The sequence below is a fragment of the Bacillus sp. SIMBA_026 genome (genome assembly GCF_046535335.1).
Classification (GTDB): Bacteria; Bacillota; Bacilli; order Bacillales; family Bacillaceae; genus Bacillus; species Bacillus velezensis.
On record NZ_JAWRWX010000002.1, the window covers coordinates 137,059 to 149,679 of the forward strand.

Genomic DNA, 12,621 nt, shown 5'->3' on the forward strand with positions numbered 1-12,621 from the left:
GATAAATTGGTTACAATTCCATTTCAATATCCGCTTTAAAACCGTTTCCTTCACTTGTGTCGATTTTCATCCGTCCGTCAAGCGCACGGACGCGCTCCTTAATACCCGAAAGCCCCATGCTCATCGACTGCCCGCCTTCTTCCTGATTGCAGCCGACACCGTCGTCTTCATAATGCAGAATCACTTTATTTTGAATGCTGATCAGCATAATCAGCACCTCATTCGCCTGTGAATGCTTCATGGCGTTCGAAAGAAATTCCTGAATGATGCGGTACAAATTCAGCTGCGTATCCAAATCCAGCGCCGCCGTAAACCGGCCCGTATTCAGACGGATATGAAACGGCGCACGCTCCTGCTGCTGTGCGGCAAGCTTGGATACTGCCTTGACCAGACCCAAATCATACAGCAGCTGAGGACGCAGCTCATGGCACGTCTCCCGGGTCATCAAAATGACATCCGACATCTGCTCATTCATCTGATGAAGCTTGTCCTGCACCTCTAACTGGCAAGGCTCCTCTTTCTTAAAATCGGCCAGAAACAGCTCACACTGGCGCTTCAAAGAAATTAAATCCTGCAGCACTGAATCATGCAGATCACGGGCCAGATCCGACCGCTGCTTTTCCTCGATCGTAAACATCAGCTTTTTGAGCCAGACCGGGTTTGTCTCTTGTTTCTTTAAATCTTCGAGATGATTCATAAGTTCTTCGATTTTCATCACGTTTTCTATTGAAACATTAACGTAAAAAGATAATGTTTTTAACCAAGAAATTTCTTCACGTGATAAACGGGGCGTATTCATCTTAGACAAACAGAGAACAACGAATGATCTATCTCCCCGTTCTCCTACTTTCATTGCGAAACCTTGATTAAACTCCGTTATTTTTCCTATCTCAATAGTAACACTATTTAAAAGCACTTGATAATCATCTATCAAACTTGAATCTCTTTCGTCAAATGCCTTTACATTCCCATCATACGTAACTTCAAATATATACACTTTACTTGTAAGAGTTACTTCGAGAATGGTGGTTTTTAATTCTCCAAAAACCTGATTTAAAGAAGACGAGTTTCTGATTAATTGGGTAAACTTATAAATACTGTCTTGGTAATTGAATCTTTCAGAGACCCTTTTTAATTTAAACCGGAAATCGAGTATTTCTTTATAATAAAAAACAGCTAACATTAAAATATAAATTAAAAATGTCAGTTTGAGATTGTAAAAATTTTCTTCTGGCTCACGTAATAACTCTATTGTCGTAACCAGAATTATAGTTGGGGTTAACGCTAAAAAGCCATAATATTTTAACTTACTTAAGATAAAATCAACGTTATATATTTTATTCGACATGAATTGATATACAAGTGAAAAAGGTATTAGCAGCATAAATGATGCTGTTAAGAAAGAAGAGACATAATAATCATTAAAAAATACATACGGTATAAGATACAGACATAAAAAAGGCGAAAATGCCAATATATTTATAACTACAAGCACCTTTATAATATGTGCCTGATCAGTATCTTTGTTTCTTCTCAAAATAACAATAAAGTAATATGCTACAATCAAAAAAAGAAGAAAAAACGAAATCAAATTAAATTTTGGAATAAAATCACCAAAAGATAATCGCGACCGAAATAATTCAAATAATATATTTATAGTTGGAAATAAATACAAAACGAAAACTTTTTTGCTGAAAAGCACTGTACCTAATTCTTTAAAGTAATGATAAAGAAACAGAAGATAATTTAAAGGTACAGTTATTAATGTTAACAACATGATACATCTGCTAAGCAAATCGCCTTTTGCCGATCCTCCAGCACTAATATATGCAATTGAAGCAGACAAAAGAAATACAATTAGCACCAAAGCAGATTTCAAGTTTTTTTCTTCATTTATTTTAATGATGAAGAAACAGCAAAATAAACATACTACATAAAAAATTATCGGTATTAAGTAAGTACTGAAGTTCCTATCATTAAATAAATTGAGCTTAATCTCAATATCATGACCGTTTCTATCAACGACCATCGAGTTTACATTTTTCAGCTTATTCATTTGAATATTAATTGACTTTACATTTTGGTGGTTAATATTCTTTACTATATCTCCCTTTTGCACTCCGGCGTAATATGCCATTGTAAAATCTTCTACATCTTTTATTTTAATTTCGCCCTGTTTATTTTCAGAAATTGTGGCGCCGACTAAAAGATTATTTGTGCTTATATAAGTCAGATAAATGACATATACCAATGTAAGCAGAATTAAGACAACTGAAACCTTATTGTACTTGGACTTCATTTATATCATCCTCAATATTTCCAATCACCGCCGAAAGAAATAACATCTATACCCTTAAACGCATTTATAACACAATCTGTTTGATCCTGGCTAACTCCAATCAGACTAGCATTGCCTTCAATCACTTTATTTAAAACTTCTGGATTTTTGGTTAAGTATCCTACAATTTCCTGCATTATTTTTCATCCTCCTCTAAATTAACAATCGCATTTAATAAAGTTTCCGTTTTATTTCTCTCTATCTCCAATTCAAATATCTTACTTTTTATTTTTTTTAACGACAAATGTTTCAAAACCAATAAGTATTGGGTTACACCTGCTTCAATTAATTTCTTTTTTATGTCTCGGGTCTTTAAGGTTTTGAATAACTCTGGGTTTTCATACCATTGTAAGATTTCTTCAGAAGCTTTATTGAATTTCTTTTTTAAGTATAAATAAGCAAGTGTATTTTTGCGTTGAACAAAATCATTATTCAAGTAAAACAAACCTTGATAATCATTATCAATCTGGGATATTATTCCGAGTTCATATGAATATGATTGAACGATTGGATTTAACTTTCCTGTAGCCAGCATCGCGCCCATAACGCAAGGCAATGCAGTTAAAGAGCCAGATTTATTCTTAATCATTTTCAAACACTCTTCTTCAGTTTGCGGTGCATTCAAAATATCATCTTGCTGGCCCTCAATTGAATTCAAAGCAAAGTTTAATATTTGCTTAAGAAAATACGGATTTTCACTAATCTGATTCATAACCTGTATACTTAATGTATAGATGGCCGTTACAGTATTCAGCGTAATGGGGAGACCTGTTTTCATCCATTCCATTTTCAGATTATCATTATCTTCTAAATCATCATAAATGTCGTATGACAGGACTAATAATTCTATGCCTACGGCTAACTTTAAAATCGCCTCTGTGTCTCTGCCATTGAACGCTTTGTAATGTTGATATGCCAATTCAGCAAATCCAAATGAATCTTTTGATGCAATAAATTTTAGAAGGTACATTTTCAAGTTAGTATTGCATATATTGTGCTCCACAATTTCCTTCATCTTCTCTTTAATCGTTTCGGCATCTAAACACATTTGCTCAATAATTGTCTTCACCCTCCCATTCTATTTTACTAAATGCAGGTGATGAAAGACAGCAGGTTTTTCGTTTTTTAACAATCGTATAATACTTTATCCATGAAATGGATAAAAAATGCACAAAAAAAAGACTTGTTTCCAAGTCTTTTTAAGAAATTTTCATTGCATATGAGAATTTATCGAGCTGATCAATGCTTTTGTTAATGTTTCGTAATGAGTCGGTTGTTTCTCTGATATCATTTTCAAGTCGGAATAATAATTGCTTTACTTCTTCTAATTTGTTTTCCACCGTTTCCACACTCCTTTTTTTGAAAGATCAATGAATTGTGTATGGTGAACGAGTCCTAGGTATTTGATCTGTTACTAATAGTGTAAACGTTTTTGCGGGATTTTTCACCGAAAAGTATGTGTAAAAGTATCTGCGTGACACCGCAAACCAGGGTAATCCCATAGTCCCGAATGGAGCATTTAGCGAACAGGACTATATAACTACCAGAAAGGCAGACGTTTAGGATGAAGCAGACCAATCTGGCGGTTCTGCTGTTTTTTTAACGGTTTTCCGACAAACCGGCAAGGACTATAGTCCCTGCCGTCGCAATTTCAAAACAGAATGGGCGAACAGCGTCGCATAACCACCGACAAACACCGAAAAGACCGCAACCCCCGCATTGTGGTCTTTTTGCATGTCATAACTCATTATCACGCCGCCTATACTCATGTATAACGAATGTTTTCTCAGGAAGGAGGCCGCCGTATGCATTATGTGTATTCATGCTGCCCTGTTTTCGCCGCGCCATACCGGCATCCAGCCCCCAGTGCCCCGGTTCACGCAGATATTTTGACAGCGTCCGCAAATGAAGCTGCGGGCATGCTGGAGGATGCGCGCCTGCTCCTTGCGCTGCTGACGGCGTCAAAAGAGCTTGCACGCCGCATCCTCACCGCAGCGCAATCATCTGACACCGCAGCGGTCAAGCGGCTCATTAAGCAGACCGGCATCAAAAATGACTTTGACGTGACGTATAATCCCGACGGCATCCGTGTCAGTCTGATCAGAGAGCGAAGCCGGTTTATCATCGCCCTCAGGTGGTCGGCTTAAAGCGGCTCAATCCACGATCAGCTGCCGGCACCATTCGATCGCCTGTAAGTAACAGTCATACGCTTCTTCTTTGTTCAGTTCTTTCCCCCACTCGTCACAGTCCCAGTTGTTGCATTCAATGGCTTTGACGAGCGCGAGCATCTTATAATAATCGTTTTCATAACCGAGCAGCGCCTGTCCGACTTCATCGATTAAAGGCAGTTCTTTGATGATATCCTCCAGCTCCCTGTGGAGAAGCGTATCGATGAGCGAAAACATGCCGATCAGCATGTAAGAAGAGGGCTGGGGTCTTCCGGTTCTTTTCGCCAGCAGTTCGCACAGCTTGGCCCTGATTAAGGAAATCTTAATGATTTCTTTTTGGCTTGAGTGGCTTTTCGCCGTTAAATCTCTGAATGAAAGAATGTAAATCAAGCGCTTAATCTCATTCAGCCCGAGCATCATGATGGCCTGCTGGATGCTGTCTATCTTTTTTTTCAGCCTTGTTTGCGATCCGTTTAAAAAACGCAGAATCTGATACGATAAGCTGACGTCCCGCTCTATGTATTCCGTCACGCGCTGTATATTGGGCTGGTCATTGTTTAATTCGCTTAAAAGCTGGTAGTAAGAATGAAAATGAAACGTCAGATCATTTCCGCTGATGACACGCGGTTCACTGAAAAAATATCCTTGAAACAGGTGAAAGCCGTCTATGGCCGCCTGTTTATAATCTTTTCTCGTCTCCACTTTCTCCGCTAAATAAATCAGACTTTTACAGCTGTACGTCTGAATGATTTTTTTGCGCTCCAGACGCGAGGATTGCAAAAAGTCGATTTTTAAAATATCAATATATTTCATCAGCTGTTCCACTAACTCTTCATTTTCCGGATTGATGGCGTAAAAATCATCAAGTGCTAATGTATATCCTAATTTCTTCAGCTGTCTGCATCTTGAGATGAGTGCCGGAGTGATCGGTATGTCCTCAAGAATTTCGATAATAAGCTGGTCAGGATCAAAGGAGGTAGGGAGATCTGAAAACATCAGGCTTTCTGTAAAATTCACAAAGCAGCGTTTCCCCTCAGTCAGCTTTTCGATTCCGATGTTGATAAAGCTGTTAATAATGAGATCCGTCGTAGCTTTATCTCCGTCAGCGGCCGAATAACGGTTCTCTTCGCTCTCCCGGTAAAGAAGTTCATAAGCAACAACCTGTTCGTTTCTGTTGAAGATAGGCTGTCTCGCAACAAACACCTTCATTCATTTACCCCCTTAGATGCGGCCTTCGAACATAAGTATATCAAATAACTTGACGAAATTTGTCTAAATGTGAAAAATATTATCACAACAAAAAGGCCTTTCCAGAGAAAGGAAAGGCCTCTTTGTCTTCTATTCAAGTTCCCGTTTCAGCTCGCTTTTGATTTCATGAATCCGCTGCATCTTGTTGCTCCAGCAGTCTTCGCTTAAATCGACCGGATATTCTTCCGGCTTGCTGATCCGTTTGTATTCCTCCCACAGAAGTTTGAGGTTATCCTGCACGTATTGCTGGATGTCGGTAATTTCGGGATTATCATAGCATAAAACGCCGTTTTCAAAGATCGGCTCATGCAAGTCTTTCGCATAGAAATCAGTGACGAATTTGCTGACGAACGTGTGGACGGGATGGAACATTTTTAAGCGTTTCTGATCATTTACCCGCTCGTCATAAAGCGCGATATAATCACCTTCCGAGTGGTGATTCAGCTTGTTGATAATCCGGTATACTCTCTTTCTTCCCGGCGTTGTCACTTTTTCAGGGTTTGACGAAATTTTAATGGTGTCGGTCAGTTTGCCGTCCTCTTCAATGGCGACAAGTTTGTAAACCGCGCCGAGAGCCGGCTGATCGTATGCGGTAATCAGCTTCGTGCCAATGCCCCACGTATCGATTTTCGCTCCTTGCGATTTCAGATTTAATATTGTGTGCTCGTCAAGATCGCTTGAAGCAATGACCTTTGCGTCTGTGAAACCCGCTTCATCAAGCATTTCACGCGCTTTTTTTGACAGGTACGCCAAGTCTCCGCTGTCCAGGCGGATGCCGATGAAGTTGATCCGATCGCCGAATTCCTTTGCGACTTTAATCGCATTCGGCATACCCGAACGGATCGTATCGTACGTATCTACGAGAAACACGCAGTCTTTGTGGGTCTCCGCATATTTCTTAAATGCCGTATATTCATCGCGGTACGCTTGTACGAGCGCATGAGCGTGCGTGCCGGATACGGGTATATTAAAACGCTTTCCGGCTCTTACATTACTCGTCGCGCTGAAGCCGCCGATCAGAGCCGCTCTCGCTCCCCACATAGCCGCATCCATTTCATGGGCGCGCCGCGTTCCGAATTCGAGGGCGTCTTCGTCACCGACAACGCCTTTAATGCGGGCCGCTTTCGTGGCGATTAATGTTTGGTAATTCACAATGTTAAGCAGAGCCGTCTCAATCAGCTGGGCTTCGATCAGGGGCGCTTCGACCCGCATAATCGGTTCGTTGTTAAAAACGAGCTCGCCTTCTTTCATGCTGTAAAGAGATCCGGTAAAAGAAAGATCCCGTAAATAATCAATGAAATCATCAGCATAGTGCAATTCCGTTTTTAAATAATTCAGATCGCTGTCGGTAAATTTGAAGTTCTCCAAGTATTCGATTGCTTTCTCTAAGCCCGCAAATACCGCATAGCCGTTTTCAAAGGGAAGCTTTCTGAAAAAAAGCTCAAAAATCGCTTTTTTCTCATGAATGCCGTCTCTCCAGTACGTTTCGGCCATATTAATTTGATAAAGATCTGTATGTAAAGACAAACTGTCGTCTTTAAAACCATGCTCCACCAAAATTATTTTCCCCTTCCTTACTCTGCCACTTGCGCTCCGATGCTGTTCTTAAAATGGGACAGGGCCCATTCATGCCCTTCCGGATTAAAGCTGGCCACAGCGTTTTGATGAATGACGATCTGAAAGCCCTTGTTGTAAGCGTCAACCGCCGTGTGAAGAACGCAGATGTCCGTGCACAGGCCCGCAAGATGCAGCTCAGTGATCTGCCGTTCCCGCAGTTTCAGCTCTAAATCCGTTCCCGCAAAAGCAGAATATCTCGTTTTTTCCATATAATTTACGTTTTTTGCGTGTTTATGTTTCTCATAAAGAGGCGATAGCCTTCCGTACAGCTCTTTGCCCTCCGTGCCGTTGATATTATGCGGAGGAAACAGGCGTGTCTCGGGATGAAAGTCATCGTCTGCATCATGCGAATCTACCGCAAGGACAACGTAATCACCGTTTTCTATAAATGCTTGCGTCAAACTGACAATCGTATCTTCAATCTGTCTCGCGGGTTCTCCGCAGGTTAATGCCCCGTTCTCAGCTGCAAAATCATTCGTATAATCAATGCATATAAATGCTTTTTTCATAGCCGGCCTCCCCGCCATTCATATGAAAACCATTATATCCTATCTCCACTTGTAAGTGAATTGGCATTGTAAAATGACAAACGGTGTTTTGCCCTTTTAAGATTTCAGGAGTGAGCGCTGAAAAATATCATCCTGAACGTAAATGCCGTCAAGGTTCACGGCATAATCGGCGGCAAAAACCAGGCCGAGCGGCGTTTCGAATTGAAGATCCGATATGACGGAGCTTCGGACACCGGCAAGTGCGGCAAGCTTCATATATGGTGAATAAGCATGATACGGGAGCCTTCCGTTTATATAGAGCACCGCGTCTTTTCGGCTTTTCAGCGCCTGTTTCACTTCTTCATACGGCTGCTTTTGCAGCACCTGCCCCTTCGTCAGGGCAATGATGACTCTTTCACGGAGCGAGCCTAAAAATAAATGGCGTTCATCCGGTTTCGTCTGCAGAGGGCCGTACATCCCCTGCTGTAAATAAAGGTCAACCGTTTTGTCGCTCATCGGCCTGTCCCTCCTCAGCTTGTTTTACAATTATCTCCCCGGACGGGACGCGGTAAACCGCTTCGTTACATTTCAGCCACCCAATGGGAGATCTTGCCGGCGAGCTCTCCGGCGGGCTCTTCTTCAATCAGCTTGCTGAACGATTGTAAAAGCCGCTGTGCCAGCGCCTTTTTCTCTTCCTCATAGGAAATGATCGTGCTCCACTCAAGTTCCGGAACGGCTACAAGGGTATGCTGTTCTTTTTTATTTTCATGCAGATATACATCACCGATCATTCCGGACTGCACGGTAATATTCGCTTTTCTGATTTTCATAAAAATTCCCCTTTTATAAAGACTGATTCTATTATACTACAAAAAAGCGACAGCCTCCTAAAAGGAGGCTGTCACGCGTTAAACCAATCAGGTTCGTCAAACACATCGATGTCTTCAAAGCGCGTTTTGCTGAATTTATTAGTGACTTTGACAAAATCTCCGGAATGAAACGCCCCTGCCCCCGCGCCTGAGTGGTCAACGGCTTTGGGAGAAATGGCAAACACGTCACCGAAGCTCGCCGCAGCGTCTCCGGCTAAACTCATAATATAAATCGGTCCCACAATTGCAGGCATACCCACACCTCCGCTTTTCTTTACAGCATTTTATGCGCTGCATCGGGAGTTGTGCCCGTTTTTATTTCGGCTTGCGGCTGTCTTCTAGCTTTGACCGCTGACGAAGTTTGATAAGCCGGACGATATTTAAGACAAAAGCTTTTAAAACCGCGTAAACCGGCACGGCCAGAATCATTGCGAGAATGCCGCCGAAACTGCCCGCTCCGATAAGCAGAAGAATAATGGTGAGCGGGTGGGTATTGAGCCGTTTCCCGATGACAAGCGGAGAAAGCAGGTTCCCGTCAAGCTGCTGGACGACAACGACAACAATAACGGCAAACAGCGCCTTAGCCGGCGAATCCATAAACGCGATAATCACTGCGGGCGCCGCCCCGAGAAACGGCCCCAGGTACGGAATGATATTGGTGACGGCGATCACCATCCCAAGAATTAACGCATACTGCAGGCCGATGATCCAATATCCGATAAAGCATGCCGTTCCGACAAAGAGACAAATCAGCAGCTGGCCTTGGAAATAGGCGGCCAATGTGACATATAAGTCGTTAAATATTTTCCGACCTTCCGCCCGGTAGGAAGAAGGCAGGATTTTGACTGCCAAGAGCGGAAACCGCCGGCCGTCCTTCAGCATATAAAACAAAATGAACGGAACGGTGATCACGACAAGCGTGATATTCGTAACGACGCCGAACACGGCCGACAGGCTTGCCGTAATATTTTGCGGAAGGCTTTGTAAAAATCCCGTCAGAGACTGCTGGATTTTTTCTATCGACACATAATCCTGCGTCATCATCCACGTAAACCATTTGGAATGGGATAATTGCGCCGTCAAGACTTGAATCTGATGAATGTAATCAGGGAAATTGTTAATCAGCCCCGTGACCTGGGAAGCCACAATCGGTCCGATGGCGGTGAACATAAAGGCAATCAGGCCGATGAAAACGAGATAAATGAGCAGGATCGCCAATGTCCGGGGGATTTTTTTCTCAAGCAGGCGCACGATCGGATTAAAAATGAAAAACAAAATGCCCGAGATCAAAATCGGAAAAAACAGAGTGGTGATAAAACCGAAAAACGGCTGAAAAATAAACGAGACTTTCGTTGATACGTAAATAATGAGCAAAACGAGCAAAATTTGCAGCGTCCAAAAATGGACCTTTGATTTCAACAAGCGGTTTCCTCCTATTGTCATGTGAACTTGTACTGTGATTGTACCAAAAAAAGCCGCCGTGCATCTATGTATCTCAAAAAGAAGACGCACCGGGGTTCTATAGGGCCGCCTCCGGTTTGCGCCTTATTCGTGCTGTTACACGCGTTCGGTATAATCAGGCATGACGGAAACTACATGACGGTTTCTGATATAAAATACACGGTCATGCGTTTCTTCAATGGCGATGTGATCTGGAGTGGCATCAATCAGCCGTCCTCTGATAATGCGTCTGACGGTTTGAATGATAAACCTTGAGCCGATAAGCTTATGGATGGTCTGATAAACGTAAGGGTCCACTAACGAGACGATTTGCGGGCTTCCTTGATGGGCCATTTTCGCTGATCCCCTTTACTATGTTTTCCTTCAGCATATGCAGCGGACAAAGGCTTTGACACAGTACGTCTATCGGAGCGGAAAAGGTGTTAGTGAGCATGCGGAGTTATGTAAGCGGAAAAGGCCGCATGAGTGGCCTAGACTGAGCTTCTTATGGGATATTGGGCTTGGTCAATTAACTGATCAAGCTTTTGGATTTGTTTGAGCGCGGCTGTGTGATCCATTTGGCGGTAATGGTGATGTCCGCCGGGTTCTTCATCGAGTTCATCCGCTTGTTTCACGATTTGCTGGAGCGTATTCTTGTCCAGTTCGCCTTCAGGCAGATAGGAATCGGTGTGAAGCAGAATCGCCAGCGCAATGTCCTTCGCCGCTTTCGGTTCTTCACCGAGCCGGATGAGCAGCTTATGCGCCCGTTCCGCGCCTTTAATGGCATGGATATCGTTTCTTCTGTACTTTTCATAATCCCATTTGCCGTCTGTGTACCATTCATAATGGCCGACGTCATGCAGTAATGCCGCTTTCGCTGCAAGATCCGGGCTGACACCTGCTTTTACGGCAAGACGGTATGCATGAAACGCGCAGGCGATCGCATGGGCGACACCGGAACGCTGTAAATACTTTTGTGCGATTGGATGGGTGAAGACATCCATTAACGTTACATTTCTCATGGAAACCCCTCCTTATTTATATTTTTAGAATCCTAACATAAATCGAGAAGAAACTCAATTCATCTGATACATTTCTTATACCCCTTATACGTTGTTTCATTCATCATATGCCGCCGGACCCCGAAGTGATTGTACAAACAAAAAAGAGCAGCGTGAACGCTGCTCTACAAAAATTCTTTGATATCGTATATCCGTCCGTTTTCCGGCTCGCCCGCGACCAGTGAGTGAATGACGCCGGCGATGTATTCAGGACTTCTGAGGTTTTTCGTTTCTTTCAGATTGCGGAACCGTTCGATGTCATGGAAATCTTCTTTTGACGAAGAACGGATGACAGCCTGCATGTCTGTATCCATCACTCCCGGCGAGAATGAGATCATGCGGACCGGCAGTTCTTCATCTTCCTGTTCAAACCCGAATGTTCTCGTAAACATATCAAGCCCCGCTTTTGAGCTGCAATACGCGCTCCAGCCTTTATAAGGATTTTTCGCTGCGCCCGATGTGATGTTGACAATTGTTTTGCTGCCGCTGAACGCTTCAAAACGCTTTGTGAACATTTGGCTGAGCAAAACGGGCGCCGTCAGATTAAGGGTGTAATGACGGTTCAATTCTTCGGCGGAAGCCTCTTTCGCCCGCTTGATCGGTTCCACCATTCCGGCATTGTTGATCAGTGTGACAGCGGAGTACCCCTTCTCCTCTGCTTGATCAAGAATCGCCTTCATCTGCCGCCCGGTATCTGCCAGATCGGTTAAATCAACACTGTATTCTGTCAGCCCCTCGCGCTTTTCCCCGCTTATCGTTCTTGAAAGCGCGGCGACTTCGGCTCCTTCTTGAAGCGCCTGTTCCGTAAGCGCCCGGCCCAAGCCTTTTGACGCGCCTGTTATAAGAAAAAACTGCATGAAACTCCTCCTTTTTTTCTTATTTTACGGGCTGTCTTCCCGCAAACACAAGCGATTCGTTTACCGCTTTGCCTTTTCCTGCGCCGTGACTTTCGGGATCAGGTAGATCATCGCCGCAATCCCGAGGAGGATCAAGACGGCATATATAACAGGCAGCAGATAAGAAGTCTTTTTCTCTTCCGTTTCCATATCTGCCGAGGTATGCCGCACCGCAGGCTCGGCAAATGTGATACCCAGTTTTTTCGATTGCGCTTTGATCGTATTCGGCTCCGTGTCTGACGATGTAAACAAATTTGATATCAGTTTGTCATCCGGGTTTTCGGCCGGCTGATCAAACGTGATATCCTTCTGTTCTTTCGGAAGCGCCGTTTTTTCCTCAGAGTAGGCATCGTCGTGCAGGTAATCCGTACGAATTTCAATGTCTTTCTTTTCATATTCATTCGGCTTGACATCAGTATTTTCCTCATTCGCGGCTGCGGCTTGGGGAAGGAAAAGGAAAAAGGAGAGAGCAAACAGCAGCAATCCTTTTTCCATG

The 12,621-nt window shown here is 43.3% G+C and carries 16 protein-coding genes; 1 reads left to right on the plus strand and 15 read right to left on the minus strand.

Annotated features, from left to right (window positions below; genetic code table 11):
• Nucleotides 1-10 precede the first annotated feature (10 nt).
• The 4 genes from SB847_RS11430 to degQ all read right to left on the minus strand — a co-directional run bounded on the left by SB847_RS11430 (nucleotide 11) and on the right by degQ (nucleotide 3,678).
• A complete protein-coding gene (locus tag SB847_RS11430; protein WP_088461324.1) occupies nucleotides 11-2,299 on the minus strand; it encodes a histidine kinase in 2,289 nt (762 codons plus the stop codon).
• An 11-nt stretch (nucleotides 2,300-2,310) separates the two neighbouring features.
• Nucleotides 2,311-2,475 carry a competence pheromone ComX gene (gene comX, locus SB847_RS11435; protein ID WP_007613432.1) on the minus strand — a complete coding sequence of 55 codons (165 nt, stop codon included), beginning with the start codon at nucleotides 2,473-2,475 and terminating at the stop codon, nucleotides 2,311-2,313.
• A complete protein-coding gene (locus SB847_RS11440; protein ID WP_007613433.1) occupies nucleotides 2,475-3,386 on the minus strand; it encodes a polyprenyl synthetase family protein in 912 nt (303 codons plus the stop codon). The genes comX and SB847_RS11440 overlap by 1 nt, the downstream gene beginning before the upstream one ends.
• A 151-nt stretch (nucleotides 3,387-3,537) precedes the next feature.
• Nucleotides 3,538-3,678: a degradation enzyme regulation protein DegQ gene (gene degQ, locus SB847_RS11445; protein ID WP_003152043.1), complete on the minus strand. Its 141-nt coding sequence runs from the start codon at nucleotides 3,676-3,678 to the stop codon at nucleotides 3,538-3,540.
• Between the two features lie 465 nt (nucleotides 3,679-4,143).
• On the opposite strand from degQ, the gene SB847_RS11450 reads away from it, so the two are divergent.
• Complete coding sequence (locus SB847_RS11450) at nucleotides 4,144-4,485, plus strand: YuzC family spore coat inner layer protein (RefSeq protein ID WP_410563284.1); 342 nt, start codon at nucleotides 4,144-4,146, stop codon at nucleotides 4,483-4,485.
• Between the two features lie 6 nt (nucleotides 4,486-4,491).
• On the opposite strand, the gene SB847_RS11455 is transcribed toward SB847_RS11450, so the two are convergent.
• From SB847_RS11455 to essA, 11 genes are all read right to left on the minus strand, one after another.
• Nucleotides 4,492-5,715, minus strand: coding sequence for an EAL and HDOD domain-containing protein (locus tag SB847_RS11455; RefSeq protein ID WP_032876792.1), 1,224 nt, complete (start codon nucleotides 5,713-5,715; stop codon nucleotides 4,492-4,494).
• 129 nt (nucleotides 5,716-5,844) lie between these two features.
• A complete protein-coding gene (locus SB847_RS11460; protein ID WP_014418767.1) occupies nucleotides 5,845-7,311 on the minus strand; it encodes a nicotinate phosphoribosyltransferase in 1,467 nt (488 codons plus the stop codon).
• 17 nt (nucleotides 7,312-7,328) lie between these two features.
• Nucleotides 7,329-7,880: a cysteine hydrolase family protein gene (locus tag SB847_RS11465; protein ID WP_410563287.1), complete on the minus strand. Its 552-nt coding sequence runs from the start codon at nucleotides 7,878-7,880 to the stop codon at nucleotides 7,329-7,331.
• Nucleotides 7,881-7,976: 96 nt separating this feature from the next.
• Nucleotides 7,977-8,375, minus strand: coding sequence for a YueI family protein (locus SB847_RS11470; RefSeq protein ID WP_003152031.1), 399 nt, complete (start codon nucleotides 8,373-8,375; stop codon nucleotides 7,977-7,979).
• Nucleotides 8,376-8,440: 65 nt separating this feature from the next.
• Nucleotides 8,441-8,689: a YueH family protein gene (locus SB847_RS11475; protein WP_003152028.1), complete on the minus strand. Its 249-nt coding sequence runs from the start codon at nucleotides 8,687-8,689 to the stop codon at nucleotides 8,441-8,443.
• A 71-nt stretch (nucleotides 8,690-8,760) separates the two neighbouring features.
• On the minus strand, nucleotides 8,761-8,982 hold the full coding sequence (locus SB847_RS11480) for a spore germination protein (RefSeq protein WP_007408682.1): 222 nt from the start codon (nucleotides 8,980-8,982) through the stop codon (nucleotides 8,761-8,763).
• 61 nt (nucleotides 8,983-9,043) lie between these two features.
• A complete protein-coding gene (locus tag SB847_RS11485; RefSeq protein ID WP_014418769.1) occupies nucleotides 9,044-10,150 on the minus strand; it encodes an AI-2E family transporter in 1,107 nt (368 codons plus the stop codon).
• A 135-nt stretch (nucleotides 10,151-10,285) separates the two neighbouring features.
• Entirely contained in the window at nucleotides 10,286-10,522 is a 237-nt protein-coding gene (locus tag SB847_RS11490; RefSeq protein WP_014418770.1) for a DUF2642 domain-containing protein, read from the minus strand.
• Between the two features lie 137 nt (nucleotides 10,523-10,659).
• Nucleotides 10,660-11,190: an HD domain-containing protein gene (locus tag SB847_RS11495; RefSeq protein WP_007613450.1), complete on the minus strand. Its 531-nt coding sequence runs from the start codon at nucleotides 11,188-11,190 to the stop codon at nucleotides 10,660-10,662.
• 164 nt (nucleotides 11,191-11,354) lie between these two features.
• A complete protein-coding gene (locus SB847_RS11500) occupies nucleotides 11,355-12,086 on the minus strand; it encodes a (S)-benzoin forming benzil reductase (protein ID WP_032876789.1) in 732 nt (243 codons plus the stop codon).
• Nucleotides 12,087-12,146: 60 nt separating this feature from the next.
• Complete coding sequence (gene essA, locus SB847_RS11505; RefSeq protein WP_045208754.1) at nucleotides 12,147-12,620, minus strand: type VII secretion protein EssA; 474 nt, start codon at nucleotides 12,618-12,620, stop codon at nucleotides 12,147-12,149.
• Nucleotide 12,621: the final 1 nt, after the last annotated feature.

Bases quoted from the DNA above. Each gene is read 5' to 3' on its own strand.
- SB847_RS11430 (WP_088461324.1), bottom strand. From the start codon at position 2,299: ATGAAGTCCAAGTACAATAAGGTTTCAGTTGTCTTAATTCTGCTTACA.
- comX (WP_007613432.1), bottom strand. From the start codon at position 2,475: ATGCAGGAAATTGTAGGATACTTAACCAAAAATCCAGAAGTTTTAAAT.
- SB847_RS11440 (WP_007613433.1), bottom strand. From the start codon at position 3,386: ATGTGTTTAGATGCCGAAACGATTAAAGAGAAGATGAAGGAAATTGTG.
- SB847_RS11450 (WP_410563284.1), top strand. From the start codon at position 4,144: ATGCATTATGTGTATTCATGCTGCCCTGTTTTCGCCGCGCCATACCGG.
- SB847_RS11455 (WP_032876792.1), bottom strand. From the start codon at position 5,715: ATGAAGGTGTTTGTTGCGAGACAGCCTATCTTCAACAGAAACGAACAG.
- SB847_RS11465 (WP_410563287.1), bottom strand. From the start codon at position 7,880: ATGAAAAAAGCATTTATATGCATTGATTATACGAATGATTTTGCAGCT.
- SB847_RS11470 (WP_003152031.1), bottom strand. From the start codon at position 8,375: ATGAGCGACAAAACGGTTGACCTTTATTTACAGCAGGGGATGTACGGC.
- SB847_RS11475 (WP_003152028.1), bottom strand. From the start codon at position 8,689: ATGAAAATCAGAAAAGCGAATATTACCGTGCAGTCCGGAATGATCGGT.
- SB847_RS11480 (WP_007408682.1), bottom strand. From the start codon at position 8,982: ATGCCTGCAATTGTGGGACCGATTTATATTATGAGTTTAGCCGGAGAC.
- SB847_RS11490 (WP_014418770.1), bottom strand. From the start codon at position 10,522: ATGGCCCATCAAGGAAGCCCGCAAATCGTCTCGTTAGTGGACCCTTAC.
- SB847_RS11495 (WP_007613450.1), bottom strand. From the start codon at position 11,190: ATGAGAAATGTAACGTTAATGGATGTCTTCACCCATCCAATCGCACAA.
- SB847_RS11500 (WP_032876789.1), bottom strand. From the start codon at position 12,086: ATGCAGTTTTTTCTTATAACAGGCGCGTCAAAAGGCTTGGGCCGGGCG.
- essA (WP_045208754.1), bottom strand. From the start codon at position 12,620: ATGGAAAAAGGATTGCTGCTGTTTGCTCTCTCCTTTTTCCTTTTCCTT.